Annotated in this window: 21 protein-coding genes and 1 tRNA gene; 17 read left to right on the top strand and 5 right to left on the bottom strand. The window is 66.9% G+C overall.

The features are described from left to right. The first annotated feature begins 148 nt into the window (after positions 1–148). The 14 genes from ACFPN1_RS05810 to ACFPN1_RS05745 all read left to right on the top strand — a co-directional run bounded on the left by ACFPN1_RS05810 (position 149) and on the right by ACFPN1_RS05745 (position 16,373). Positions 149–3,334 carry an efflux RND transporter permease subunit gene (locus ACFPN1_RS05810; RefSeq protein WP_386753724.1) on the top strand — a complete coding sequence of 1,062 codons (3,186 nt, stop codon included), beginning with the start codon at positions 149–151 and terminating at the stop codon, positions 3,332–3,334. A gap of 124 nt (positions 3,335–3,458) precedes the next feature. Beyond that, positions 3,459–4,196 (top strand): SDR family oxidoreductase, encoded by a 738-nt coding sequence (locus tag ACFPN1_RS05805; protein ID WP_386753723.1) that lies wholly within the window; start codon positions 3,459–3,461, stop codon positions 4,194–4,196. Then, positions 4,190–5,683, top strand: a complete 1,494-nt coding sequence (locus ACFPN1_RS05800) for an efflux transporter outer membrane subunit (RefSeq protein ID WP_386753721.1) — start codon at positions 4,190–4,192, stop codon at positions 5,681–5,683. Before ACFPN1_RS05805 ends, ACFPN1_RS05800 begins: the two co-directional genes overlap by 7 nt. A gap of 167 nt (positions 5,684–5,850) precedes the next feature. Further along, positions 5,851–6,258 carry a GFA family protein gene (locus tag ACFPN1_RS05795; RefSeq protein WP_386753719.1) on the top strand — a complete coding sequence of 136 codons (408 nt, stop codon included), beginning with the start codon at positions 5,851–5,853 and terminating at the stop codon, positions 6,256–6,258. Positions 6,259–6,757: 499 nt separating this feature from the next. After that, positions 6,758–8,656: a threonine--tRNA ligase gene (gene thrS / locus ACFPN1_RS05790; protein ID WP_386753717.1), complete on the top strand. Its 1,899-nt coding sequence runs from the start codon at positions 6,758–6,760 to the stop codon at positions 8,654–8,656. 120 nt (positions 8,657–8,776) lie between these two features. Beyond that, positions 8,777–9,298 carry a translation initiation factor IF-3 gene (infC, locus tag ACFPN1_RS05785; RefSeq protein ID WP_386754055.1) on the top strand — a complete coding sequence of 174 codons (522 nt, stop codon included), beginning with the start codon at positions 8,777–8,779 and terminating at the stop codon, positions 9,296–9,298. A 636-nt stretch (positions 9,299–9,934) separates the two neighbouring features. After that, the gene (gene rpmI, locus ACFPN1_RS05780) at positions 9,935–10,132 is read left to right on the top strand and encodes a 50S ribosomal protein L35 (RefSeq protein WP_027083463.1); all 198 of its coding nucleotides are present in this window, start codon (positions 9,935–9,937) and stop codon (positions 10,130–10,132) included. A 14-nt stretch (positions 10,133–10,146) separates the two neighbouring features. Further along, positions 10,147–10,506 (top strand): 50S ribosomal protein L20, encoded by a 360-nt coding sequence (gene rplT / locus ACFPN1_RS05775; RefSeq protein ID WP_207525558.1) that lies wholly within the window; start codon positions 10,147–10,149, stop codon positions 10,504–10,506. A gap of 231 nt (positions 10,507–10,737) precedes the next feature. Then, positions 10,738–11,733 (top strand): phenylalanine--tRNA ligase subunit alpha, encoded by a 996-nt coding sequence (pheS, locus tag ACFPN1_RS05770; RefSeq protein ID WP_386753715.1) that lies wholly within the window; start codon positions 10,738–10,740, stop codon positions 11,731–11,733. A gap of 103 nt (positions 11,734–11,836) precedes the next feature. Beyond that, positions 11,837–14,224, top strand: a complete 2,388-nt coding sequence (gene pheT, locus ACFPN1_RS05765) for a phenylalanine--tRNA ligase subunit beta (protein ID WP_386753713.1) — start codon at positions 11,837–11,839, stop codon at positions 14,222–14,224. Positions 14,225–14,245: 21 nt separating this feature from the next. Next, a complete protein-coding gene (locus ACFPN1_RS05760) occupies positions 14,246–14,548 on the top strand; it encodes an integration host factor subunit alpha (protein WP_386753711.1) in 303 nt (100 codons plus the stop codon). Then, positions 14,541–14,897 (top strand): MerR family transcriptional regulator, encoded by a 357-nt coding sequence (locus ACFPN1_RS05755; protein WP_386753710.1) that lies wholly within the window; start codon positions 14,541–14,543, stop codon positions 14,895–14,897. The genes ACFPN1_RS05760 and ACFPN1_RS05755 overlap by 8 nt, the downstream gene beginning before the upstream one ends. Positions 14,898–15,051: 154 nt before the next feature. Then, positions 15,052–15,128 (top strand) — tRNA-Pro (locus tag ACFPN1_RS05750). A gap of 36 nt (positions 15,129–15,164) precedes the next feature. Then, positions 15,165–16,373 (top strand): TraB/GumN family protein, encoded by a 1,209-nt coding sequence (locus ACFPN1_RS05745; RefSeq protein ID WP_386753708.1) that lies wholly within the window; start codon positions 15,165–15,167, stop codon positions 16,371–16,373. Between the two features lie 16 nt (positions 16,374–16,389). On the opposite strand, the gene ppx is transcribed toward ACFPN1_RS05745, so the two are convergent. The 5 genes from ppx to ACFPN1_RS05720 form a co-directional block, all read right to left on the bottom strand. Continuing rightward, positions 16,390–17,919, bottom strand: a complete 1,530-nt coding sequence (gene ppx, locus ACFPN1_RS05740; RefSeq protein WP_386753706.1) for an exopolyphosphatase — start codon at positions 17,917–17,919, stop codon at positions 16,390–16,392. Between the two features lie 122 nt (positions 17,920–18,041). Continuing rightward, positions 18,042–20,141 (bottom strand): polyphosphate kinase 1, encoded by a 2,100-nt coding sequence (gene ppk1 / locus ACFPN1_RS05735; RefSeq protein WP_386754054.1) that lies wholly within the window; start codon positions 20,139–20,141, stop codon positions 18,042–18,044. Between the two features lie 17 nt (positions 20,142–20,158). Continuing rightward, complete coding sequence (gene phoR, locus ACFPN1_RS05730; protein WP_386753704.1) at positions 20,159–21,517, bottom strand: phosphate regulon sensor histidine kinase PhoR; 1,359 nt, start codon at positions 21,515–21,517, stop codon at positions 20,159–20,161. A gap of 117 nt (positions 21,518–21,634) precedes the next feature. Further along, positions 21,635–22,342: a phosphate regulon transcriptional regulator PhoB gene (gene phoB / locus ACFPN1_RS05725; RefSeq protein ID WP_386753702.1), complete on the bottom strand. Its 708-nt coding sequence runs from the start codon at positions 22,340–22,342 to the stop codon at positions 21,635–21,637. Positions 22,343–22,443: 101 nt separating this feature from the next. After that, on the bottom strand, positions 22,444–24,021 hold the full coding sequence (locus tag ACFPN1_RS05720; RefSeq protein ID WP_386753700.1) for a M48 family metalloprotease: 1,578 nt from the start codon (positions 24,019–24,021) through the stop codon (positions 22,444–22,446). 199 nt (positions 24,022–24,220) lie between these two features. Here ACFPN1_RS05720 and grxC point away from each other — a divergent pair, with 199 nt between their 5' ends. The 3 genes from grxC (at position 24,221) to ACFPN1_RS05705 (ending at position 25,995) form a co-directional block, all read left to right on the top strand. Then, positions 24,221–24,490: a glutaredoxin 3 gene (gene grxC, locus ACFPN1_RS05715; RefSeq protein ID WP_465262149.1), complete on the top strand. Its 270-nt coding sequence runs from the start codon at positions 24,221–24,223 to the stop codon at positions 24,488–24,490. After that, positions 24,487–24,879, top strand: a complete 393-nt coding sequence (locus ACFPN1_RS05710; RefSeq protein WP_386753699.1) for a carboxymuconolactone decarboxylase family protein — start codon at positions 24,487–24,489, stop codon at positions 24,877–24,879. The genes grxC and ACFPN1_RS05710 overlap by 4 nt, the downstream gene beginning before the upstream one ends. 108 nt (positions 24,880–24,987) lie before the next feature. Then, positions 24,988–25,995: an isocitrate dehydrogenase gene (locus ACFPN1_RS05705; RefSeq protein ID WP_386753698.1), complete on the top strand. Its 1,008-nt coding sequence runs from the start codon at positions 24,988–24,990 to the stop codon at positions 25,993–25,995. Positions 25,996–26,007 lie beyond the last annotated feature (12 nt).

Raw genomic sequence — 26,007 nt, 5'->3', positions numbered from 1 at the left:
CGATCGTTCCGGACGTTTGCAGGCCGCCGATCCTCCTCGCTCTCCCTCCCCCTCCCGCGGGGAGGGTCGGCCGGTCTTTTCCTTCCGCACGCGCAGGGCGGGCCCCGGTCCGCCGGTGCCAAGGCCCGCCGTCACCAGGAATTTCCCCATGGATTTCTCCAAATTCTTCATCGACCGGCCGATCTTCGCCGCGGTGCTGTCGATCGTGATCTTCGCCGCCGGCCTGATCTCGATCCCGCTGCTGCCGATCGGCGAATACCCGGAAGTAGTGCCGCCTTCGGTGATGGTGCGCACGGTGTATCCGGGCGCGAATCCCAAGGTCATCGCCGAAACCGTCGCCACGCCGCTGGAGGAATCCATCCGCGGCGTCGAAGGCATGATGTACATGAAGTCGGTGGCGAGCTCGGACGGCTCGCTGCAGACCACGGTGACCTTCAATCCCGAGGTCGACGCCGACGAGGCGACCGTGCGCGTGCAGAACCGCGTGAGCCAGGCGCTCGCGCGACTGCCCGAGGACGTGCGCCGGCAGGGCGTGACGACGCAGAAGCAGTCGCCGGTGTTCCTGATGGTGGTGCACCTGACTTCGCCCAACGGCAAGTACGACACGCTGTACCTGCGCAACTACCTGCGCCTGCACGTGAAGGATCAGCTGGCGAGCATTCCCGGCGTCGGCGATGCGCAGGCTTTCGGCGGCGGCGACTACGCGATGCGCGTGTGGCTGGATCCCGACAGGATCGCCTCGCGTGGCCTGACCGCCGGTGATGTCGTCAACGCGATCCGCGAGCAGAACATCCAGGTGTCCGCCGGCCAGCTCGGTGCCGAGCCGATGCCCAACGGCAGCGACTTCCTCACCCTGATCAACGCGAAGGGGCGCCTGGAGTCCACGCAGGAATTCGGCAACGTCGTGATCAAGTCCGGTGCCGACGGCGAAGTCGTGCGCCTGTCCGACGTGGCCCGCATCGAACTCGCCGCCGGCGACTACAGCATGCGCGCCCGCCTCGACGGCGAGAACGCCGCCGCGATCGGCATCTTCCAGGCCCCGGGCGCCAATGCGCTGCAGATCCGCGACGAAGTCATCCGCCGCATGGACGAGCTGTCCAAGAGCTTCCCGCCGGGCATGGAATACAAGTCGATCTACGACACCACGATCTTCGTGCGCGACTCGATCAAGGCCGTGGTGACCACGCTGCTGGAAGCGACGCTGCTGGTGGTGCTGGTCGTCATCCTGTTCCTGCAGACCTGGCGCGCCTCGGTTATCCCGCTGATCGCGGTGCCGGTGTCGGTGGTCGGTACCTTCGCCGCGCTGTACCTGCTCGGTTTCTCGATCAATACGCTGACCCTGTTCGGCCTCGTGCTCGCCATCGGCATCGTGGTGGACGACGCGATCGTGGTGGTGGAAAACGTCGAACGCCATATCGAGGAAGGCGCCACGCCGCTGCAGGCCGCTCACCTGGCGATGCGCGAAGTGTCCGGCCCGATCATCGCGATCGCGCTGGTGCTGTGCGCGGTGTTCGTGCCGATGGCCTTCCTGTCGGGCGTGACCGGCCAGTTCTACAAGCAGTTCGCGGTGACGATTGCCATTTCGACGGTGATCTCGGCGGTCAACTCGCTGACCCTGTCGCCGGCGCTGGCCGCGCGCCTGCTCAAGCCGCATGGCGCGGCCAAGGACGCGCCGACGCGCCTGATCGACCGTCTGTTCGGCTGGGTGTTCCGTCCGTTCAACCGCTTCTTCGCCGTCAACGCCGAGCGTTACCAGCGCGGCGTGTCGAAGGCGCTGGGTCGCCGCGGTGCGGTGTTCGCGGTCTATGCGGGGCTGCTGCTGGCGACGGGCCTGATGTTCCAGATCGTGCCGAAGGGCTTCATTCCGGTGCAGGACAAGTCGTACATCATCGCCGGCATCAAGATGCCCGAAGGCTCCTCGATCGAGCGCACCGACGCGGCGCTGAAGAAGATCGGCCAGATCGCGATGTCGATCGAAGGCACGCAGAACGATGTCGCCTTCCCGGGCTTCAACCCGCTGCAGTTCATCAACACGCCCAACTACGGCGTGACCTTCATCAACCTCAAGCCGTTCGGCCAGCGCCATCGCACCGCGAAGGAGATCAGCGACGAACTCAACATGAAGATCCAGGGCATCCAGGAAGGCTTCGCCTTCGCGCTGATGCCGCCGCCGATCCAGGGTCTCGGCAATGGTTCGGGCTACTCATTCTTCATCGAGGATCGCGGCAACCTGGGCTACGGCGCGTTGCAGAGCGCGGTGCAGGGCTTCCAGGGTGCGGGTTCACAGACGCCGGGCCTGGGGTTCCCCAACAGCAGCTACCAGGCCAACGTGCCGCAGCTGGACGCGGAAGTGGATCGCGTGAAGGCGAAGGCGCAGGGCGTGCCGCTGACCGAGCTGTTCAGCACGCTGCAGACCTACCTGGGTTCGGCCTACGTCAACGACTTCAACATGTTCGGCCGCACCTGGCAGGTGATCGCACAGGCCGACGGCCAGTACCGCGACAGCGTCGAGGACATCGCCAACCTGCGCACCCGCAACGTCAACGGCGAGATGGTGCCGATCGGCAGCATGGTGAAGGTGAGCCGGACCTACGGTCCCGATCCGGTGATCCGCTACAACGGCTATCCGGCCGCCGACATCCTCGGTGAAGCCGATCCGCGCGTGCTGTCGTCGGCGCAGGCGATGGAAACCCTCGAAGGACTGGCGCAGAAGGTGCTGCCCAATGGCATGGGCATCGAATGGACCGACCTGAGCTACCAGCAGGCGACGCAGGGCAAGGCCGCGCTGGTGGTATTCCCGCTCGCGGTGCTGCTGGTGTTCCTGGTGCTGGCCGCGCTGTACGAGAGCTGGACGCTGCCGCTGGCGGTGATCCTGATCGTGCCGATCGTGATGCTGTCCGCGCTGCTGGGCGTGTGGCTGACGGGCGACAACAACGTGTTCGTGCAGGTGGGTCTGGTGGTGCTGATGGGCCTGGCGTGCAAGAACGCGATCCTGATCGTCGAGTTCGCCCGCGAGCTGGAGATGCAGGGCAAGGGCATCGTGGAATCCGCGCTGGAAGCCTGCCGCCTACGCCTGCGTCCGATCGTGATGACCTCGATCGCGTTCATCGCCGGCACCGTGCCGCTGGTGCTGTCGCACGGGGCAGGTGCGGAAGTGCGCTCGGTCACCGGCATCACGGTGTTCTCGGGAATGCTCGGCGTGACCCTGTTCGGCCTGTTCCTCACCCCTGTGTTCTACGTCGCGCTGCGGAAGCTCGCCGGCAAGCCGCTGGTGCGTCACGACGAGGGCAAGTCGCTGGCGGCGCATTCGATCACGGCTTCGTCGGTGCTTTGACCTGAAATCGCATCCACCGTAGGGCGGGTTCAAGCCCGCCTTGCGGATCCTCCCAGTCGCGGCGGGCCCGGGCCCGCCCTACACAAATGACGGTGGGCCAGGACCCACCCTACGGAGATCCCCCATGTCCGCTTCGAACAACAACAAGATCGCCCTCGTCACCGGTGCCACGCGCGGCATCGGTTTCGAGACCGTGCGTCAGCTCGCGAACAGCGGCGTCCATGTGCTGCTCGCCGGGCGCGACCGCAGCAAGGCGGTGGAAGCTTCGCTGAAGCTGCAGTCGGAAGGCCTGTCGGTCGAGGCGATCGCCCTCGACGTGACCAAGCCCGACACCATCGCCGCTGCGGCGGAAGAAGTCGCGCGCAAGCACGGCAGGCTCGACATCCTCGTCAACAATGCCGGCGTGTTCCGCGATGACATGCAGCGCAAGCCGTCGGAGCAGTCGCTGGAGACCTGGCGCGAGACCTTCGACACCAACGTCTTCGGCGTCGTCGCCACCACGCAGGCTTTCCTGCCGCTGCTGAAGCTGGCGCCGGCCGCGCGCATCGTCAACGTGTCGAGCATCCTGGGCTCGGTCGCGGCGAATGCCGATCCGGCTTCGCCAATCTTCGACTTCAAGGTGCCGGCCTACAACGTGTCCAAGAGCGCGGTGAACGCGTGGACGGTGCAACTGGCGCACGAACTGCGCGACACGAAGATCAAGGTCAACGCGGTGCATCCCGGTTCGGTGAAGACCGACATGAATGCGCACGGTGAAATCGAAGTCGCCGACGGCGCGAAGACCAGCGTGCGCATGGCCCTGCTCGACGAGGCGGGGCAGAGCGGTGGCTTCGTCTACTTCGAGGACACGCTGCCATGGTGATCAACACCTTCAACATCCGGACGCTCACGCTCGGCATCGCTGCGGCGCTGCTGGCGGCGTGCGCGGTCGGGCCGGACTACGTGCGTCCGGACATGCCGGTGCCGGAGCACTTCGCGCAGGCTTCCACCGATGCGTCGGTGGAGACGCAGGCTGCTTCGACCGGGGCGCCGGACGCGAACGCATCGCTCGTCACGGACAGCGAATTCTGGCGCGGCTTCAACGACCCGCTGCTGACGCGGCTGGTCGAGGACGCGCTGTCGGCCAACCACGACCTGCGCATCGCGCTCGCCAACTACGATCGCGCGAATGCCTTGTTGCGCGGGGCGAAGTTCGACTACTTCCCGACGATTACCGCACACGGCGAAGCTTCCGACGGCCGGGCCAGCGCCGACCAGGCGCCGGGCGTGTCGCGCGCCGACCGCGATGCGGAGAGCTACAGCGCGCAAGCGCAGGTGTCGTGGGAACTCGACCTGTGGGGCCGCGTGCGTCGCGGTGTGGAAGCGCAACGCGCCGGCGCGCAGGCCTCGGCCGCGGACCTGCAGGCGATGCAGGTCGCGATCGTGGGCGAGGTCGCGCGCAGCTATGTGGACCTGCGCGGACTGCAGGAGCGGCTGCGCGTGGCGCGCGAGAACGCCGACAACCAGGCGCAGACGCTGAAGCTGGTCGAGGCACGCTTCAACGCGGGCCGCGGCACCGAGTTCGACACGTCGCGCGCGCGGGCGCAGCTGGAAGCCACGCGCTCGCGCGTGCCGGCGCTGGAAGCGCAGGTGGCGGTGACCATGCATCGCATTGCGGTGCTCACCGGCCGCACGCCCGACGCGCTGATCGCCGAACTCTCGCCGCAGCAGGCGTTGCCATCGCTGCCGGCGCGCATCGATCCCGCGACGCCGGGCGACCTGCTGCGCAACCGCCCCGACGTCGCGGCCGCGGAGCAGCGACTGCACGCATCGACCGCGCGCATCGGCGTGGCGACGGCGGATTTGTTCCCGCGCTTCACCCTGGGCGGCCTGATCGGCTCGCAGGCGGTCGACAGCAGCGCGCTGTTCGAACGCGACAGCGAGACGCGGCTGGTCGCCCTGGGCATCGACTGGTCCTTCCTGGACATCGGCCGCGTGCGCGCGCGCATCAAGGCCGCCGACGCGGATGCGGAAGGCGAGCTGGCGCAGTACGAGAAGACCGTGCTGCTGGCGCTGGAGGACACCGAGAACGCGCTGGTGCGGCATGCACGTGCGCGTGTCGAGGACCAGCACCTGGAACAGGCGGCGCTGGACAGCGCGAAGGCGGCGCAACTGGCGCGCGTGCGGTTCGAAGCGGGCGCGGCGGACCTGTTCGAAGTGCTGGATGCCGAGCGCACGCAGCTGCAGGCCCAGGACGCCTTCGCCGACGGCCGCACGCGCAGCGTCAACAGCGCGGTGGCACTGTACAAGGCATTGGCGGGCGGGTGGCCGGAGCGGATGCCGGAGCGGAAGAAGCTGGCGGGGAATTAGGCTCGAGGTTCGGGTCTGGCCTTCCCCCGCATAGCGCGCGGGCAAGGTGACTTCTCTTCTCCCCGCCTCGCGGGGAGAAGATGTCCGAAGGGCAGATGAGGGGCGCTTTTGCCTTCGTTTCTTGCTTAGCTTTGCCGGGTCACGACCCCACATCCAAGGAGCGCAACATGCACACCGGAAGCTGCCTCTGCGGCAGCGTGCGTTACGAGATCCGCGGCGACATCGGCCCCGGCTTCTATTGCCACTGCACCCGCTGCCGCAAGGCGAGCGGCACCGCGTTCGCATCGAACGCCCTCGTGGCCGCGGACGACTTCGTCATCACCGCGGGCCGCGAGGCCCTCAAGACCTTCATCGCCGAGAGCGGCCTGCACCGCTCGTTCTGCGGCAACTGCGGCTCGCCGATCATCAGCCAGCGCGCCGGCGTCCCCCAGGTGCGCGTGCGCCTGGGCACCCTCGATACGCCGCTGGGGCACGGCCCGCAGGCACATATCTATGTGGACTCGAAGGCAGAGTGGTGGGACATCCACGACGACCTGACGCAGTACCCGGAAGCGCCGCCGCGGCCGGGGAAGTAGCGGCGGGTGCGGTGGAGCAGGCCCGGCGTGCCGGGCAACAAGGCGAGGCGTCGCCCAAGAAGGACGAGGGTCCGAGCAAAAGCCAGGAAGGCTGCGCCACGGCCTGAATGGCCCGAACGCAGAGTCGCGGCGACCCGTGCGGCCCCGGCAACCGGAGCAGAAGCGCGGAGTGCCAGGCTCAAGTCACGTAGGCGCAGCCACCAGGCACCAGTGCACCGACGCCGCCACCCGCGCAAACCCGAGTTGACTTGGCTGCGGCGGTCCCCAACCATTGCCACCTGCCGCGGCGTCCGCCGCGACTTCACGACACAGGATCAGGTGGCCCGCGGGAACCCGCCGGCCGAGCGTGCGACATGAGCACTACCACCGCCCATTGCTGAAACGCTCCGAGGTCCCGTGCAACGGCGCCTCGCGGCGCCGTTTTCGTTTCCGGGGTTCGCCGCGCCGCGACGCCGGCCTTCCGAATCCCGAATCCCCAATCCCGAATCCACGCTCTCAAATGATCGCCATCACGCTCCCCGACGGCAGCCGCCGCGAATTCGACAACCCCGTGACCGTTGGCGACGTCGCCGCGTCCATCGGCGCCGGCCTGGCCAAGGCCGCGCTCGCCGGCAAGGTCGACGGCAAACTGGTCGACACCAGCTTCCGCATCGACCACGACGCCTCGCTCGAGATCGTCACCGACAAGCACCCCGACGCCCTCGAAGTGCTGCGCCATTCCACCGCGCACCTGCTCGCGCAGGCCGTGCAGCGCCTGTATCCCGGCGCGCAGGTCACGATCGGCCCGGTGATCGACAACGGCTTCTATTACGACTTCGCCTACGAGCGCCCCTTCACGCCGGAAGACCTGCCGGCGATCGAGGCGGAGATGCAGAAGATCGTCAAGGAAGCGCTGCCGGTCTCGCGCAGCGTGAAGTCGCGCGACGAGGCGGTCGCCTTCTTCAAGGGCATGGGCGAGAACTACAAGGCCGAGATCATCGAGTCGATCCCGGCCAACGAGGACCTCTCGCTGTACACGCAGGGCGAATTCACTGACCTGTGCCGCGGCCCGCACGTGCCGGGCACGGACAAGCTGCGCGCCTTCAAGCTGATGAAGGTCGCGGGCGCCTACTGGCGTGGCGATTCCAACAACCAGATGCTCAGCCGCATCTACGGTACGGCCTGGTTGAACGACAAGGACCTCAAGGCCTATCTGCACCAGCTGGAAGAGGCCGAGAAGCGCGACCACCGCAAGATCGCCAGGCAGCAGGACCTCTTCCACCTGCAGGAAGAAGCGCCTGGCCTGATCTTCTGGCACCCGAAGGGCTGGTCGGTGTGGCAGGTCGTGGAGCAATACATGCGCCGCGTCTACCGCGAGACCGGCTATGGCGAGGTGCGCTGCCCGCAGATCCTCGACGTGTCGCTGTGGAAGGCCTCGGGCCACTGGGACAACTACCAGAACAACATGTTCTTCACCGAGTCGGAGAAGCGCACCTACGCGGTCAAGCCGATGAACTGCCCGGGCCACGTCCAGGTGTTCAAGCAGGGCCTGCACAGCTACCGCGACCTGCCGATCCGCTACGGCGAGTTCGGCGCCTGCCACCGCAACGAACCGTCGGGCGCGCTGCACGGCATCCTGCGCGTGCGCGGCTTCACCCAGGACGACGGCCACATCTTCTGCACCGAGGACCAGATCGAGTCCGAAGTGACGGCCTTCCACCAGCAGGCGATGAAGGTGTACTCGGATTTCGGTTTCAGCGACGTGCAGCTGAAGATCGCCCTGCGCCCGGAACCCCGCCTGGGCGACGACGCCACCTGGGACAAGGCCGAGAATGCCCTGCGCTCGGCCTTGCGCGCCGCCGGCGTGGAATGGGAGGAGCTGCCGGGCGAGGGTGCCTTCTACGGCCCCAAGATCGAATACCACCTCAAGGACGCCATCGGCCGGACCTGGCAGCTGGGCACGATGCAGGTCGATTTCATGATGCCGGGCCGCCTCGGCGCCGAATACGTGGACGAACACAGCCAGAAGCGGCACCCGGTGATGCTGCACCGGGCCATCGTGGGCTCGATGGAGCGCTTCATCGGCATCCTGATCGAGCACCACGCCGGCCATTTCCCGGCCTGGCTGGCCCCGGTCCAGGCGGTCGTGGCCAATATCACCGACGCCCAGGCCGACTGGGTGGAGGAGGTCCGGAAAACCCTTACGAATCAAGGCTTCCGGGTCCAATCCGATTTGCGGAACGAAAAGATCGGCTATAAGATTCGCGAGCACACGCTGCAGCGCGTGCCGTACCTGCTGGTGGTCGGAGACCGCGAAAAGGAAAACGGCATGGTCGCTGTGCGTACGCGGGGAGGGGAAGATCTCGGCACCATGTCCGTCGCCGATTTCGCCTCGCGTTTGCGCAGTGAGAGCGCGTAGGACGGGATAAGCGCAAGCGCATCCCGCCATGTGGACGGCTCGCAGCTGCTGGCCGTCCATGCAACGAAAGGCCCGGTCACACTCGGATGACCGGCACAGTTTCTCCTTGGAGATTGCAACATCAGCACCCCCGAAAAGCCGAATCGAAAGAACAACGAAATCCGCGTCCCGCGCGTCCGTGTGATCGGCAGCGACGGCGAGATGATCGGCGTGCTTTCGCGCGACGAAGCCCTGCGCATGGCCGAGGACGAAGACCTCGACCTGGTCGAGATCCAGCCCAATGCGGATCCGCCGGTCTGCAAGATCATGGATTTCGGCAAGTTCAAGTTCGAGATGCAGAAGAAGGCGAACGAGGCCAAGAAGAAGCAGAAGCAGGTCGAGATCAAGGAACTCAAGTTCCGGCCGGTCACGGATGAAGGCGACTATCAGATCAAGATGCGCAACATCCGCCGCTTCCTCGAGGAAGGCGACAAGGTCAAGATCAACATCCGCTTCCGTGGCCGCGAGATGAGCCACCAGGAGCTGGGTCGCGCGATGGCCGAACGCATCGAGGCGGACCTGGGCGACGAGATCGTGATCGAGTCGCGCCCGCGCCTGGAAGGGCGGCAGATGGTGATGATGATCGCGCCCAAGAAGAAATAATCGGCCGCAGGCCGATGCCAACCGTTCCCCTCGCCCCGCTTGCGGGGAGAGGGCAAAGGGTGAGGGGAGGGCGCCGCAAGGCGCCCTTCGCTTTTTGAAATCGGCCGCAGGCCGATGCCAACCGCTCCCCTCGCCCCGCTTGCGGGGAGAGGGTTAAGGGTGAGGGGGAGGGCGCCGCAAGGCGCCCTTCGCTTTTGTAAAGCAAAAGCCCCCTCATCCGCCCTTCGGGCACCTTCTCCCCGCCAGGGCGGGGAGAAGGGCGAGGCGCCCCGCTTAGGGTGAGGGACGCTTATGCGCCACTGGCGCATGTCCGACTGGACGCTCTTGCGCCACGCGCAAGGGCCGGGGGCAGAGCGAGGGACAACGTTGCGCCAGTCGCGAAGCGGGCAGGGTGAGGGGACGCCTGCTCGAGCCAGGTTGCCCCTAACCCCCGGAATTGCAAGGAAAACCATCTCCCGGCATAATGCGCGGCCCGGTTCGCCGGGTTTCGCAGTACGCAACACCACGGAACCTGTCGGGATCCCTTCGGGATCAACGACTTACAAGCCGGCAAGGGCAGGACGGAAAGACCGGAACCTCGGGTTCAACCCAGGTCGAGGCGCCCAGGCCAGTCATAGATTTCGCAAGGACACCCCAATGCCCAAGATCAAGACCAATCGGGCGGCGGCCAAGCGCTTCCGGAAGACGGCTTCCGGCAAGTACAAGTGCGGCCACGCCAACAAGAGCCACATCCTCACCAAGAAGGCGACCAAGCGGAAGCGCAACCTGCGGCAGACGAACCATGTTCGTGCCGAGGACGCGGGCCGCCTGGACCGCATGCTTCCGTATCTCTGAGGAGGGCTTAGAAAATGGCACGAGTTAAGCGTGGTGTGACGGCACGAGCCCGCCACAAGAAAATCCTGAAGCAGGCCAAGGGCTACTACAACGCCCGTCGCAAGGTCTTCCGCGTCGCCAAGCAGGCGGTGACGAAGGCCCTGCAGTACGCCTACATCGGTCGCAAGCAGAAGAAGCGCAACTTCCGTTCGCTGTGGATCACCCGCATCAACGCGGCGGCCCGCATCAACGGCATGAGCTACAGCCGATTTATCAACGGCCTGCTGAAGGCCGGCATCACCCTCGACCGCAAGGTGCTGGCGGACATCGCCGTGCACGACGCGAAGGGTTTTGCGGCGCTGGCAGAGAAGGCGAAGAGCGCACTCGCAGCGTAAGTTGATCGGCGGCAATCCCTCGCGGAATTGCCCGCACGCACAACGCAGTACACGCATGGGGAAGGGCGCGAGTCCTTCCCCATGTTTCGTTTTGGAGCTTTGCTTTTCGCTCGTCATTCCAGCGAAGGCTGGAATCCATTTCGCTTCTCGCGCTCCGACGCGGGCAGGCAACGACAAAATGGATCCCGGCTTGCGCCGGGATGCCGATCCGATAATTCCCGGGTTCTGGACATGAGTGGAATCGAATCACTGACCCAGCAGGCACTGAGCGACATCGCGTCGGCCGAAACGCCCGACGCGATCGAAGCCTTGCGCGTCGCCCTGCTCGGCAAGAGCGGCAGCGTCACCGCGCAGTTGAAGCAGCTCGGCACCTTGCCTGCCGACCAGCGCAAGAGCGCCGGCGAAGCGATCAACCGGGCGCGCGACGCGCTGACCACCGCGCTGCACGAGCGCAAGATCGTGCTCGAGGACGCCGCGCTCGACGCGCGTCTGGCCTCCGAATCCATCGATGTCACGCTGCCCGGCATCGATGCCGGTCGCGGCGGCCTGCATCCGGTCAGCCGCACGATGGAACGCATCGCCGACATCTTCGGCCGCCTCGGCTTCGAGTTGAGCAACGGTCCGGAGATCGAGGACGACTGGCACAACTTCGAGGCGCTGAACTTCCCGCCGCACCATCCGGCGCGCGCGATGCACGACACCTTCTATTTCGGCGACGGCCGCCTGCTGCGCACGCACACCTCCGGCGTGCAGGTGCGCTACATGCTGGGCAACAAGCCGCCGCTGCGCATGATCGCGCTCGGCAAGGTGTACCGCAGCGACAGCGACCAGACCCACACGCCGATGTTCCACCAGTGCGAAGGCCTGCTGGTCGACGAGCATTCGAGCTTCGCCGACCTCAAGGGCACGCTGGCCGAATTCGTGCGCGCGTTCTTCGAGCGCGACTTCGAGATGCGCTTCCGCCCGAGCTACTTCCCCTTCACCGAGCCGTCGGCCGAAGTCGACATCGCCTGGCAGCAGCCGGACGGTTCGACGCGCTGGCTGGAAGTGCTCGGCTGCGGCATGGTCCATCCGAACGTGCTGCGCAACGTCGGCATCGATCCCGAGAAGTACACCGGCTACGCCTTCGGCCTGGGCGTGGAGCGCTTCGCGATGCTGCGTTACGGCGTCGATGACCTGCGCAGCTTCTTCGAGAACGATGTGCGGTTTTTGAGGCAGTTCTCTTGATTCTGAAAGGCGGGAACGGGGAACGGGGAACGGGGAAGCAGAAGCGCTTCGAACCGTTGCCGTTGCTTTCCTGTTCCCCGTTCCCTGTTCCCGGATTTTCACCATGAAATTCTCCGAAAACTGGCTCCGCCACCACGTCCCCACGAACGCCTCGCGCGACGAACTCGCCGCGACGCTCACTGCGATCGGGCTGGAAGTGGAAGACATGACCGTGCTGGGCGAGTCGCTCGACGGCGTGGTGGTCGCGCAGATCGTCAGCGCGGAAAAGCATCCGGAAGCCGACCGCCTGCAGGTCTGCCAGGTCGATACCGGCAACGGCATCGTGCAGATCGTGTGCGGCGCGCCGAATGCGCGCGCGGGCCTGAAGGCGCCGCTCGCCACCGTCGGCGCGAACCTGCCCGGCGGCATCGCGATCAAGGCCGCGAAGCTGCGCGGCGTCGAGTCGCAGGGCATGTTGTGCTCGGCAAAGGAATTGGGCGTGGATCCCGATGCCTCCGGCCTGCTCGAATTGCCCGGCGATGCGCCGGTCGGCGCGAAGCTCGCCGACTACCTGGGCCTGCCCGATGCCACGATTGAACTGAAGCTCACGCCCAACCGCGCCGACTGCTTCAGCGTGCGCGGCATCGCCTTCGATGTCGCCGCTGCGCTCGGCAGCGAAGTGAAGGCGCTGGATGCCGCCGCCGTGCCGGCGCGCAGCGATTCCACGATGGCTGTCGAACTCGACGCCGGCGCCCGGGTGCCGCGCTTCGCCGGTCGCGTGATCGCAGGCATCGATCCAGCCATCGCCACGCCGTCATGGATGGCCGAGCGTCTGCGCCGCAGCGGCGTGCGTCCGATCAGTTTCCTCGTCGACGTGACGCAGTACGTGATGCTGGAACTTGGCCAGCCCATGCATGCCTTCGACCAGGACACGCTGGACGGACCGGTTGTCGTGCGCGCGGGACGCGCAGGCGAAACTCTCAAGCTGCTCGACGGCCGCACCATCGCGCTGGACGACGACTTCCTCGTCGTCTCCGACAGTCAGGGCGGCCGCGGCGCGCGCGCAGTCGCGCTCGGCGGAATCATGGGCGGTTACGACACGCGCGTTACCGATGCGACCCGCAACGTCTTCCTCGAAGCCGCGCACTGGATTCCGTCGGCCATCATCGGCCGCAGCCGCCGGCTGGGCATGCACACCGACGCCGGCCATCGCTTCGAGCGTGGCGTCGATCCCGAACTGCCGCCGATCGCGATCGAATACGCGACGCGACTGATCGTGGACATCGCCGGCGGTACGCCGGGGGCGCTGATCGACGTGGTACGCGAAATGGACATGCCCCGGCCGCAGGTCATCGCGCTGCGTCGCGAACGGCTGGCGCGCGTGCTTGGCGTCCGCGTCGCCGATACCGAGGTCGAGCGCATCCTGCGTGCGCTGGGACTGGGCGTCGAGACCACCGGCGACGGCTGGCGAGTGACTGCGCCGACGCGCCGCTTCGATCTGGCGATCGAGGAAGACCTGATCGAGGAAGTGGCCCGCATCCATGGCTACGACCGGATTCCCACCACGCTGCCGGCCGGTGCCTCGCGCCTGGTCGCGCCGTCGGAGACGCGCGTCGACGAAGGCACCGCGCGCCGTCACCTGGCATCGCGCGATTGCCTGGAAGCGGTGAATTACGCCTTCGTCGACGAGAGCCTGCTGGCGAAGTGGCACGCCACTGACGGTGCGGTGCCGCTGGCGAATCCGCTCAGCGCCGAACTCGGCGTCATGCGCACTTCGCTGCTGCCGGGCCTGGTGTCCGCACTGGCGCGCAACGTCGCGCGGCAGCAGTCGCGCGTGCGCCTGTTCGAGCTGGGCAATGTGTTCGCCGCCAACGAAGGCGGCGCGCCGCTGGAGACCCAGCGCATCGCCGCCGCGGCTTGCGGCAACGTGCACGGCGAGCAGTGGTCGGGGAAGTCGCAACCGGTCGGATTCCATGACCTCAAGGGCGACCTGGAGAGTCTGGCGGCCGTGGCTGGCGCCGCACTCGAGTTCCGCGCCGCGCAACCGGCCTGGGCCCACCCCGGCCGCTCGGCCGATGTCTTCCGCGATGGCGTGAAGCTCGGCTGGATCGGGCAATTGCACCCGCGCCTGCAACGCGCGCTGGATCTGGACAGCGACGTGATCGCCTTCGAGCTGGACCTGGGCGGGCTGCTGGCCCGTGCCGTGCCCAAGGCCGGCCACCTCTCGCGCTTCCCGTCCGTCCGCCGGGATCTCGCGTTCGTCCTGCCCGAAAGCGTCACCTGGGCGGCCGTCTCGGCGACCGTGAGACAGGCCGCGGGCCCGTCCCTGCGGGACCTCGTGCTGTTCGACCGCTACGCCGGCAAGGGCGTGGAAACGGGATTCAAGAGTCTGGCTATGGGCTTGATTCTGCAGGAAGAATCCCGCACGCTCGCCGAGCCCGATGTGGATGCGGCGGTGGCGGCGGTGATCGCCGCGCTGCAGCAGCAACATGGTGCGGTGATACGCGGCTGAAGCGAGTCGAGGGTAGAAGCGATGGCACTGACCAAGGCAGAAATGGCCGAACGCCTGTTCGACGAAGTCGGACTGAACAAGCGCGAGGCCAAGGAATTCGTCGACGCGTTCTTCGACGCGTTGCGCGAGGCCCTGGAGCAGGGCCGCCAGGTCAAGCTGTCCGGCTTCGGCAACTTCGACCTGCGCCGCAAGAACCAGCGCCCGGGCCGCAATCCCAAGACCGGCGAGGAGATCCCGATCTCCGCGCGCACGGTGGTGACCTTCCGCACCGGCCAGAAGCTGAAGGAACGCGTCGAGGCCTACACCGGAGCCGAGAATGCTTGACCCCGGCAGCAATCGCGAACTCCCGCCGATTCCGGCCAAGCGCTACTTCACCATCGGCGAAGTCAGCGAACTGTGCGATGTGAAGCCGCACGTGCTGCGCTACTGGGAAACCGAATTCCCGATGCTCAGCCCGGTCAAGCGTCGCGGCAACCGCCGCTACTACCAGCGCCATGAGGTGCTGATGGTCCGGCAGATCCGCGGCCTGCTGTACGAACAGGGCTACACCATCGGCGGCGCCCGCCTGCGCCTGGAAGGCGAGAACGCGAAGGAAGAGTCCGCGTTGAGCTCGCAGATCATCCGGCAGGTCCGGATGGAGCTGGAAGAAGTCCTGCAGTTGCTGAAGCGGTAAAAGCCGTCGTTGCCGGCGTCACGGCGCGCTGCGGTTCGGCATCCTCGCGTTGGCAATGTCGCCGGGGCGCGGCCAGCGACGATGCCTGTGGCGGCGAAGCTCGCGACGCGGCTATACTTGCCGCCCCGCGCGAAAGTGCGGATGCGCAAGACCTCGGGGTATAGCGCAGCCTGGTAGCGCACCAGTCTGGGGGACTGGTGGTCGTCGGTTCGAATCCGGCTACCCCGACCAATTCGATGTACCGCAGTGCCCGGCCTGTGCCGGGCATTGTCGTTTCTGGTCTCCCGTCGGCGCTTTGCCATTAGCGGCCATGGGGCCGCTCCTGCAGGTCCGTGTGCGCAGGAGCGCCCCATGGGCGCGGTGGGTGATGTGCCACCGGGGATCGGTGCGCAAGGTGAACTCGGCGGCCATCGGGATGTCTGTGTTTCCTCCCCCATGAGCGAAGGAGTGCAACGGATGCGTGTGCTGATGCTGGGAAGTCTGTTGGCCGTGCTCGCTTTGGTCGCGGTTGCGGCGCAGGAAGCGGGCGCGACGTCATCGCCGCCGATCCGCGACGAGGCACCGGTGGTGGTGTCCGGTGCCTTGCCGGGTCCGGGCATGTGGAAGGTGTCGCGCAATGGGCATGTGATGTACGTGCTGGGCACGGTGTCGCCTTTGCCCAAGGGCATGGAGTGGATTTCGCGCGACGTTGAGCAGGTGTTGTCGCAGACGAGCGAGGTCGTCACCCGTCCGAGCTACCAGGTCGATGCCGACGTCGGCTTCTTCGGCAAGCTGGCGCTGATGCCGTCGCTGATCGGGGTGCGCAAGAACCCTGACGACAAGAAGCTCCAGGACGTCGTTCCCGCCGAATCCTACGCCCGCTGGTTGACGCTCAAGCAGCGTTACATCGGTCGCGACGGAGGCGTGGAGAAGATGCGGCCCATCTTCGCGGCGAACGAGCTTTATCAGGCGGCGATCGACGATGCCGGTTTGCGCAGCAAGGGCATCGTCTGGCCGGTGGTGGAGCGCGCGATCGACGCCCACGACATCAGGCTCACCGAGCCGAGCGTGAAAGTGATGATCAAGGATCCGAAAGCCGCGCTGAAGGAATTCCGCAACGCGCCGGTCAGCGATCTGGCGTGCTTCGACAAGATGCTCGTCAATCTCGAAAGCGACATTGCGCGCATGACCGAGCGGGCGAACGCGTGGGCCGTGGGCGATATCGCCGCATTGCGCGCGCTGCCGCTGGGCGATCAGTACCAGGCCTGCCAGGACGCGCTCATGCAGACGACGGTCGCGCAGAAGCGGGGCATCGGCAATGCCGAAGCCGAAGTGCGCCAGGCGTGGCTGACCGCCGCCGAATCGGCGATCGCCAACAACGCCGTCAGCTTCTCGGTCCTGCCGATGGCGGAGCTATTGAAGGCCGACGGCTATCTCGCTGCGTTGCAGGCGAAGGGATACGCGGTGGAAAGTCCGGAGGAAACCGGCAGCGAGTGACGCGTGACCAGAACGCTCAGGCCGCGATGATCTGCAGCTGGATGCCCAGTCCGGCCATGTCTTCCGGTTCGCCGTAGAGATCCGCCTTGACCAGCGGGCGCGCTTCCAGCCAGCGCCTGGAGACCGTCAGCGTGAGCTGGTTGCCGTCGGCCTGCAGGTCCAGGCGCGGAATTTCGCCGTTTTCGTGCGAGCGGTGCAACAGCACGGCCAGGCGCAGCAACGCGGAACTACGGCGGGCCACGGCGAGCAGGCGATCGGGCAGGGCATCGAAGGCCGACTTGGGGATGCTGCGGCGGTGCGTGCGGATCAGCGCGGCGAGGAAGCGCTGCTGCTGTTGCGAGAAGCCGGCGATGTCCGAATTCTCCACGACGTACGAACCGTGCACGTGGTACTGGCTGTGTGCGATCACCAGGCCGAGTTCGTGCAGGCGCGCGGCGCGCGCGAGCATCAGGCGATCGTCCGCGTCCATCGACCATGCCTTCTCGACCTGGTCGAACAGGCGCATGAGCGATCCTTCCACGCGCGCGGCCTGCTTCTGGTCGATCGCGTAGCGCACCATCAGGGCCTCGACCGCTGCATCGCGTGGATCGTGTTCGCCGCCGCGACCGATCATGTCGTAGAGGATGCCTTCGCGCATCGCGGCCTTGCTGACCGCCATCCGCTGCAGGTTGAGGGCGGCGAACGCGGCTTCCAGCACGAGCACGCCGCCGGCAATGACCGGACGGCGCTCGGCGGACAGGCCCGGCAGGTCGATGCCGTCGATGTGGTCGGCCTGCAGGATCCGGTCGCGCACCTGCGGCAGGGCTTCGGCCGTGACCGCGCCCTTGGTGAGCTTCATCGCGGCGCAGATGTCGCCGATCGCCTTGTTGGTGCCGGACGAGCCGATGACCTCGTGCCAGCCCAGCGCCCGGTACGTGCCGGTGAATTGCTGGAACTCGGCGCTGGCTTCCGTCAGGCCGTCGCGCCACTTCTTCTTCGACAGCTTGCCGCTCGGGAAGAACCGGCGCGTGCTGGCGACGCAGCCGAGCTGCAGGCTTTCGCGTTCGATCGCCTCGAAGCCGGAGCCGATGATGCATTCGGTCGAGCCACCGCCGATGTCGATCACCAGGCGCAGTTCGCCCGGTCGCGATGGTTGCGCATGCGCCACGCCCAGGTACACCAGGCGTGCTTCCTCTCGACCGGAAACGACTTCGACCGCATGTCCCAGCGCGGCTTCCGCCGGCACCAGGAACGACTGCGGCTGCGCGAGGCTGCGCACGGTGTTCGTGGCGATGGCGCGGATGCGTTGCGGCGCGAGGTCCTGCACGCGCTGGCCGAAGCGGGACAGGCAGTCGATGGCGCGCTGGCGCACGGCCGGGTCGAGTCCACCCTTGCCGTCGAGGCCCTCGGCGAGGCGCACGGTTTCGCGCAGGCGGTCGACGATGCGCAACTGGCCTAACAGGTAGCGCGCCACCACCATGTGGAAACTGTTGGAGCCCAGGTCGACGGCCGCGAGCATGTCGCCGTCTTCCAGGGGAAGGCGGGTGCTCGGGTAGAGGTCATTCATGCGCGAATGATCCCACGTTCATGAGCGGCAGGTCCCTGGCGCGCCCCTTGGGCTCGCAGCACATGGGCGCGGAATCGCGCACGGCGGCTGGGTAATGGACGTGCATGCGCCGGATGCCTGCTTCAGGCGCAGATCTTCGCCAGCAACGTGCCCTGCGCCGAATGCGGCGGCTCGCCGTCGTGCGGTTCGCGACGTTCGTAGCTGCCGTCGGCGCGCAGCTCCCATGCGCTCATGTTGTCGGCCAGGTAGTTGGACAGCGCCTCGTCGAACACGCGCCTGGACAGGTCCGGGTCGATCACCGGAAAGGCGGTCTCGACCCGGCGCAACAGATTGCGTTCGAGCCAGTCCGCGCTGGAGCAGAACAGGTCCGGCGCGCCGTCGTTGGCGAACCAGTAGACGCGATGGTGTTCCAGGAAGCGGCCGACGATCGAGCGCACCCGGATGTTGTCGGAGATGCCGGGCACGCCCGGCCGCAGCGTGCAGGCGCCGCGCACCACCAGGTCGATCTGCACGCCGGCCTGCGAAGCCTGGTAAAGCGCGCGGATGACCTGCGGTTCGTTGAGGGCATTCATCTTGGCGACGATGCGCGCGGGTTTGCCCGCTCGCGCGTGCCGCGCTTCGCGATCGATCCGCTGGAGCACGCCGGCATGCAGCGTGAAGGGGGACTGCAGCAGGCGCTTGAGCTTGATCGCGGGGGCGAGGCCGGAGATCTGCTGGAAGATCTGGTGGACGTCGCTGCCGATGTCGGGATCGGCGGTGATCAGGCCGAAGTCCGTGTACACCCGTGCCGTGCCGCTGTGGTAATTGCCCGTGCCCAGATGCACGTAGCGACGCAGCCTGCGGCCCTCTCGGCGCACGATCAGCAGCATCTTCGCGTGCGTCTTGTAGTTCACCACGCCGTACACGACCTGCACGCCGGCGTCCTGCAGACGGTCGGCCAGGCCGAGGTTCGCTTCCTCGTCGAAGCGCGCGCGCAGTTCCACCACGACGGTGACGTCCTTGCCATTGCGTGCAGCCTGCACGAGATGGTCGACGATCGGCGAATCCTTGCCGGTGCGGTACAGCGTCTGCTTGATGGCGAGGACGTTCGGGTCCTCCGCCGCCTGTTTGATCAGCTCGAGCACCGGCGCGAACGACTCGAACGGATGGTGCAGCAGCACGTCGCGTTCGCCGACGATGTCGAACATTCCCTCGAGCCCCGGCATCACCCGCGACTGGAACGGCGGGAACTTCAGGTCCGGCCGCTGCACCAGGTCGTAGACCTGGATCACGCGGTTGAGGTTGACCGGGCCGTTGATGCGGTAGACCGCGGTCTCGGGCAAGTCGAAGTTTTCCAGCAGCGTGCGCACGATGGGCTTGGGGCACTGCTCGGCGATCTCCAGCCGGACCGCGCGCAGGTAGCCGCGCCCGGCGAGCTCGTCGCGCAGCGCCAGTGCGATGTTGTCGACTTCCTCCTCGTCGACGACCAGTTCGGAATTGCGGGTGACGCGGAACTGGTAGGCGCCCTCGACCTTCATGCCGGGGAACAATTCGTCGACGAAACTCGACAGCACGGCCGACAGGAACACGAAGTCCGTCGGCCCGCCGGACACGTCTTCCGGCAACTGGATGATGCGCGGCAGCGAACGCGGCGCGCGCACGATCGCCAGGTGTCCGGCGCGGCCGAAGGCATCGCGACCCTTGAGCACGACGACGATGTTCAGCGACTTGTTGAGGATCTTCGGGAACGGATGCGCCGGATCCAGTCCGAGCGGCGACAGCACCGGCATGATTTCCTCGCGGAAATACGTGCGCAGCCACTCGGTCTGGCGATCGGTCCAGTTGTCGCGATGGAGCACGCGCACGCCGGCTTCGGACAGGGCCGGCCGCAGCACGCTGTTCCAGCATTCGTACTGGTCCTTCACCAGATCCGCCGCGCGATCGTGGATGCGGGCCAGCACCGCGGCCGGCGCGAGGCCGTCGGGGCCCGGTGCCAGACCCAGATCCTGTGCATGGCGCAGCGTGCCGGCGCGGATCTCGAAGAACTCGTCCAGGTTCGTGCACGAGATGCACAGGTAGCGCAGTCGCTCCAGCAGCGGCATGTTCGCGTCCTGCGCCTGGGCCAGCACGCGGAAATTGAAATCCAGCTGCGACAACTCGCGATTGAAGTAGAGCGCCGGATCGCGCAGCCGGTCGGATTCGCTGCCGCCTTCGTAGCTGCTGGTGTTCGCGGCGGTGGCGATGACGTCGGCGGCGGGCTTCATGGCAGGGCGATGTCCAGGGATTCGCGCGGGCGAACGCGCTCGGCGCCGAAATGGCAGGAAAACGTGCTGCCGCGTCCGACCTCGCTGGCGATTTCCAGCCGGGCCTGGTGCAGGTTCAGCACGTGCTTGACGATCGACAGTCCCAGGCCGGTGCCGCCGCTTTCGCGCGAGCGGCTGGTGGAGACGCGGTAGAAGCGTTCGGTGATGCGCGGCAGGTGCGTCGCGGGAATCCCGTAGCCGGTGTCGGCGACCTCGAGCACCACCCCGGTCCTGCCTGCGAGCACGCCGCTGGCGAGGCGCTCGGGCCGGTCCTTGCGGAACCGCACCGTGACCTGGCCGCCGGCCGGTGTGTAACGGATCGCATTGGCGACGAGGTTCGAGAACGCGCTGTGCAATTCCTTGTGGGAGCCGAACAGGTCGACGCCGGCGCTGTCTTCCACGCGGATGTCGTGCCGGTTCTGGCTCAACGCGAGTGCTTCGCGGCGCAGGGTGTCGAGCAGCGCCGGCATCGCGATCGTTTCCTCGTTCGCAAGGTGATCGGCGGATTCCAGCCGCGACAGCGTCAGCAGGTCTTCGACCAGCTGGGTCATGCGCTGCGATTGGCGCTGCATCTCGGCCAGCATCGGCGCCCAGTCCGGATGTTCGGTGGGATCGAGCATATCGAGGTAGCCGTGCACCACTGTCAACGGGGTGCGCAGTTCGTGCGAGACGTTGGCGACGAAGTCGCGGCGCATCCGCTCGAGCTGGAGCAGGCGGGTGACGTCGCGCGCCACCAGCAGCCAGAGATTCTCCGAATAAGGGATCAGGCGCAGGCTGAGGGTGACCGGGGGATTCCAGGGCGAAGCCACTTCCAGCGGCTCGGCATTGCGCCCCGCGGCCAGCCAGTGCGAAAGCTGCAGGGGCTGCAGGCGCTTCGCGATCGGCGCGCCCAGATCCTGCGGGTAACCCAGCTGGAGCAGATTCCGCGCGGCTTCGTTGAACCACTGGATCCGCTGGCTGTTGCGTTCGACCACGACGATGGCATCGGGCAGTGCGGCCGCCGCGGCGCGGTAGGCGCGCAGCATCTCGATCAGGCGTCGCTTGCGTCCGCGCATCTCCTGTTGTCCGCGGAAGAGGAGGCGGTCGAGTTCGTCCCACATGCCTCCGCCCCGCGGCGGCGTGTGCCGCCGGCGCGCGGTCAGGCGCATCAGCAGCCTGCGCAGGCGCCAGTAGTGCCAGGCGACGATGCCCAGGGCCGCGGTCGTGACCACCTGCCACGGATAACCGCTCAGGACACCCGCCAGCGCGGCAGCCGCCAGCACCAGGCCCAGCTGACCCAGGGTACGGAACCAGGCGGAGCGGGTTCGTGGCGGCATGCGTGTGGGAATCCGTTCGTCAGGGCCTGATGGATGTAAAGAGCGCGCGCAGCGGCTGGCGCGATCGCATTCTGCCCCCGTTCGCCGCGCCGCGGTTCGGGCGGCGGCGCAATGGCCTCACGCTTCCAGGGCAGCGGAGAAGCGGTAGCCTGCGCCGCGCACGGTCTGGACCATGCCATCGAGCCGGTGCGGTTCGAGCGTCTTGCGCAGCCGGCGGATATGCACGTCGACGGTCCGTTCCTCCACGTACACGCTTCCTCCCCACACGTGGTCGAGCAGCTGGGTGCGCGAATAGACGCGTTCGGGATGGGTCATGAAGAAGTGCAGCAGGCGGTATTCGGTCGGGCCGATCTGCACCGCCTGTTCGGCACCGTTGGTGTCGGCGAAGACGCGGTGCGCGGCGCCGTCGATGCGCAGCGGGCCGATGCCGACGCTGCCGTCCTCGTCGTCCTCGCGCGAGCGCCGCAGCACGGCACGGATGCGGGCGAGGAGTTCGCGGGCCGAGAACGGCTTGACCACGTAGTCGTCGACCCCCGCTTCCAGACCGCCCACGCGATCGTTCTCCTCGCCGCGGGCGGTCAGCATGATGATCGGGATTTCGCGGGTGAGCTGTTCCTTGCGCCAGCGGCGGGCGAGTTCGAGGCCACTGGTGCCGGGCAGCATCCAGTCGAGCAGGATCAGGTCCGGGACGCGGTCGGCGATGGCCGCCTGGGCTTCGCGGGCGTCGCCGGCATGGACGGGATCGTATTCTCCCTTGCGCAGGGCAAAGGACACCATGTCGCGGATCGCGGGTTCGTCTTCGACGATGAGGATGCGCTTCTGCACGGATCACCGGTGGGGAAGGGCAGCGGAACCGCGCCAGTACACTACCGTTTTGTGACCGGACGATGACACCGCACGCGGCCGCAGAAGCGGCTACGCGACGGTCAGCGGCGCTTGAGGTCCGGATCCTCGATGCCCTGCCGCTTCAGCTCCAGCACGGTGGGCGTGATGGCGGCAATGCGTGCGTCGATGCGCGCCCGGGCGTAGTAGTCGAGATCGGAGCGCCGCTTGAGGTTGTTGAGCTGCACCAGTGCCGCCTCGGCGCGACCGTTCAGATAGGCGGCTTCCGCGTACGCCTCGCCCGCGCGGACCGGATCTCCGGCGATTTCGCTGGCGCGGCCGAACGCCTGCTGGAACTCTGGATCCTCCGCCGACTGTCCCAGCAACGGCCGCAGGATGGCCTGGGCACGCTTGCCCGCGGCGACCGTGTTGCGCTCGGAAAGGACGCGGGCGTAGGTCAGGGCGGCCGGACGGTTGTGCGGCATGCTCCGCAGCACGGCTTCGAAGCGGGCATCGGCTTCCTCGGTCTTGCCGGCCCGGGCTTCCGCTTCGCCCAGCGCCAGTGTGAGCCAGAGGTCGCCGGGATGCTTGTCGAGCAGCCCGGCCAGGATCGTTGCGGCCGCGGCGCCCTGGTTGGCACGCAGCTTCGCGATGGCCAGGCCGTAATTCTGCGCATCGTCCAGCGGCTTCGCCCTGGCCATGCGGTCGTATTCGCGGATGGCGTCGGTCGGCGATTCGGCACTCAGCACGCGCAGGCGTTCGCGCGCGTAGTCGAACTGCCCGGTGCCGCCGCCGGGCGTCGCCGCTCCGAGTTTCAGTCCGCTGGGGAGCAGGGGATTGTCGCTGGCGATGTCCGCAGTGAAGGGTGCGGGTGCGCGCGCCATCTTGGCGGCGAGGTCCTTGGCTTCGCTGATGCGCGTCGTCGTCACCGGATGCGTCATCAGGTAGCTGGGCGTCTCGCCGTAATAGCCCGCGCGGTTCGCGCGCGAGCGCGCATTGAGCGTGCCGAAGAAGCCGGCCATGGCGCCGGTGTCGTAATGGCTGCGCGACAGCGTCTGGATGCCGATGCGATCGGCTTCGGCTTCGTTCGAACGCGTGTAGTCGATCTGGCGTTGCTGCATCAGTCCCTGCGCCGACACCACCGCAGCCTGGATGGCGTCGTCGGAGGAATTGCCGCCCGCCGCCTGCGCCGCGACCACGGCACCCAGCATGGCGAGCAGGATCGGGATGCTGTCGCGCTGGGCGCGCTCCGCGCCACGCAGGACGTGCTGCTGGGTGACGTGGGCGATTTCGTGCGACAGCACGGCAGCGACCTCGTCTTCGCGTTCGGCAGCCAGCACGAGGCCCGAATTGACGCCGATGTAGCCACCGAGTGTCGCGAAGGCGTTGATCTGCCGCTCGCGGAGCATGAAGAACGTGAAGGGCTGTCGCGGCTTGTCGCTGTTGGCTGCCAGGCGAGTGCCGAGCGTATCCAGCCAGCTGGCGATCAACGGATCTTCAAGCGTGTAGTCGTAATGGCGCAGCTGCGCCAGCATCATCGATCCGTATTCCTGCTGCTTGCGCGGCGTGAGCAGTTCACCCGCGGACGAACCGATGTCGGGCAGGCGCGACTCCTGCGCACCGGCGCAAACCGACCCCAGGGCGAAAATGAGCGCGGACGAGAGCAGGGTGAGGCGACGCAAGCGGGAAATCCTCGGAATTGCCGGCCCGGGCAGGATGCAGGTCGAGCGGCCCGGCCATGTGAATCATGAGTTAATCAGGGCGGATGCGGGTTCGTGCCCCGCACGCAAGTCATTGTTCCGCGGGCAGGGTGGAAAACGGGAAACGCCGGGCCCATATTTTCGACCGGAAGAAATTTCGCAAGTTTCCCAGGAGACGGTCTTGAGCGGCGCCCCTCGCATTCTCATCTACAGCACGGCGGTCTGCCCCTATTGCGTGGCAGCCAAGAATTTCCTCAAGAGCAAGGGTCTGGAGTGGACGGAAATCCGGGTGGATACCGATCCGGCCGAGCGCGAGAAGATGGTCGCCCTGACCCGGCGCACGAGCGTGCCGCAGATCTTCGTCGGCGATACCCACCTGGGCGGATACGACGACATGATGGCCCTGCATCGCGCCGGCGGTTTCGAGCCGCTCCTGGCGGGTGCCGCATGAGCGGCGCAGACGAGAAGGATCGCGTCGCCGAGTTCACCGCCTTCCGCAAGCGGATGAACGAACGCATCCTCGCCGAGCCCAACCAGGTGGTCCGGCGCTTCTTCGCGCTGGACACGCAGACCTACCAGCCCGGCGCGCTGGACGTGAAGACCAAGGAACTGCTGGGACTGGTCGCGTCGCTGGTCCTGCGCTGCGACGATTGCATCAGCTACCACGTCGCCCAGTGCAGGGAGGCGGGGGTCAACCGGGACGAGATGTTCGAGGCGTTCTCGGTGGGCCTGGTGGTCGGCGGTTCGATCGTGATCCCGCACTTGCGCCGGGCCGTCGATTTCCTCGACCGCCTGGAGGGCGGGAACGCGGAATCCCCGACTGTGCACGATCACGCGTAAAGGTTCGCCGGCGTACGGGACGACGCCGCATCTGTCATAATTCCGGGCTCCAAAAGCCTTCGACGGCGCCACGCTTCGAGCGTGGCGCCGGCCTGTCTGGAATATCAAATGACGACGACAATCACGGTGATCCGCGGCGACGGCATCGGCCCGGAAATCATGGACGCCACCCTGCACGTGCTGGATTCGATGAATCTCGGCCTGCAGTACGAATTCGCCGACGCCGGCATGGTCGCGCTGGAAAAGCACGGCGAGCTGCTGCCGGCGGCGACCATGGATTCGATCCGCAAGAACCGCATCGCCCTGAAATCGCCGCTGACCACGCCGGTGGGCGAGGGCTTTTCCTCGATCAACGTCGAGCTGCGCAAGCGCTTCGACCTGTACGCCAACGTGCGTCCGGCCAAGTCGTTCCCGAATACGAAGTCGCGCTTCCCCTCGGGCGTGGACCTGATCACGGTCCGCGAGAACACCGAAGGCGCCTACATCGGCGAAGGCCAGCAGCTCAGTGAAGACGGCGAAACGGCCGTGCTGACGCAGAAGGTGACCCGTCGCGGCTCCGAACGCATCGTCCGCTATGCGTTCGAACTGGCGCGCAAGACCGGCCGCAGGAAGGTGACGGTCGTGCACAAGGCCAACATCCTCAAGTCGACGTCGGGCCTGTTCCTGAAGACGGCGCGTGCAGTGGCCGCGGAATACCCGGACATCCAGTGCAACGAGATGATCGTCGACAACACCTGCATGCAGCTGGTGATGAAGCCCGAGCAGTTCGACATCATCGTCACCACCAATCTGTTCGGCGACATAATTTCCGACCTGTGCGCGGGGCTGGTGGGCGGTCTCGGCCTGGCGCCCGGCGCCAACATCGGTACCGATGCCGCGATTTTCGAAGCCGTGCACGGTTCCGCACCTGATATTGCCGGCAAGGGCATCGCCAATCCCTGCGCCCTCCTGCTGGGCGCGGCGCAGATGCTCGATCACCTGGGCATGAGCGAAAAGGCCGAGCGGCTGCGCGCCGCCATCATCGCGACGCTGGAGGCCAAGGACACGCTGACGCCGGATCTGGGTGGCGAAGGCACGACCATGAGCTTCGCCAAGGCGATCGCCAGTCGTCTCTGAGCTGTCAGGCCG

The organism is Lysobacter yangpyeongensis, assembly GCF_042655745.1.
Taxonomy (GTDB): Bacteria; Pseudomonadota; Gammaproteobacteria; order Xanthomonadales; family Xanthomonadaceae; genus Agrilutibacter; species Agrilutibacter yangpyeongensis.
Note: the sequence above shows the minus strand (reverse complement) of the source record. Positions and strands in the feature narration are given on the sequence as shown.

Coding starts and splice junctions, on each gene's coding strand:
- ACFPN1_RS05810 (WP_386753724.1), top strand. CDS start 149: ATGGATTTCTCCAAATTCTTCATCGACCGGCCGATCTTCGCCGCGGTG.
- ACFPN1_RS05805 (WP_386753723.1), top strand. CDS start 3,459: ATGTCCGCTTCGAACAACAACAAGATCGCCCTCGTCACCGGTGCCACG.
- ACFPN1_RS05800 (WP_386753721.1), top strand. CDS start 4,190: ATGGTGATCAACACCTTCAACATCCGGACGCTCACGCTCGGCATCGCT.
- ACFPN1_RS05795 (WP_386753719.1), top strand. CDS start 5,851: ATGCACACCGGAAGCTGCCTCTGCGGCAGCGTGCGTTACGAGATCCGC.
- thrS (WP_386753717.1), top strand. CDS start 6,758: ATGATCGCCATCACGCTCCCCGACGGCAGCCGCCGCGAATTCGACAAC.
- rpmI (WP_027083463.1), top strand. CDS start 9,935: ATGCCCAAGATCAAGACCAATCGGGCGGCGGCCAAGCGCTTCCGGAAG.
- rplT (WP_207525558.1), top strand. CDS start 10,147: ATGGCACGAGTTAAGCGTGGTGTGACGGCACGAGCCCGCCACAAGAAA.
- pheS (WP_386753715.1), top strand. CDS start 10,738: ATGAGTGGAATCGAATCACTGACCCAGCAGGCACTGAGCGACATCGCG.
- pheT (WP_386753713.1), top strand. CDS start 11,837: ATGAAATTCTCCGAAAACTGGCTCCGCCACCACGTCCCCACGAACGCC.
- ACFPN1_RS05760 (WP_386753711.1), top strand. CDS start 14,246: ATGGCACTGACCAAGGCAGAAATGGCCGAACGCCTGTTCGACGAAGTC.
- ACFPN1_RS05755 (WP_386753710.1), top strand. CDS start 14,541: ATGCTTGACCCCGGCAGCAATCGCGAACTCCCGCCGATTCCGGCCAAG.
- ppx (WP_386753706.1), bottom strand. CDS start 17,919: ATGAATGACCTCTACCCGAGCACCCGCCTTCCCCTGGAAGACGGCGAC.
- phoR (WP_386753704.1), bottom strand. CDS start 21,517: ATGCCGCCACGAACCCGCTCCGCCTGGTTCCGTACCCTGGGTCAGCTG.
- ACFPN1_RS05710 (WP_386753699.1), top strand. CDS start 24,487: ATGAGCGGCGCAGACGAGAAGGATCGCGTCGCCGAGTTCACCGCCTTC.
- ACFPN1_RS05705 (WP_386753698.1), top strand. CDS start 24,988: ATGACGACGACAATCACGGTGATCCGCGGCGACGGCATCGGCCCGGAA.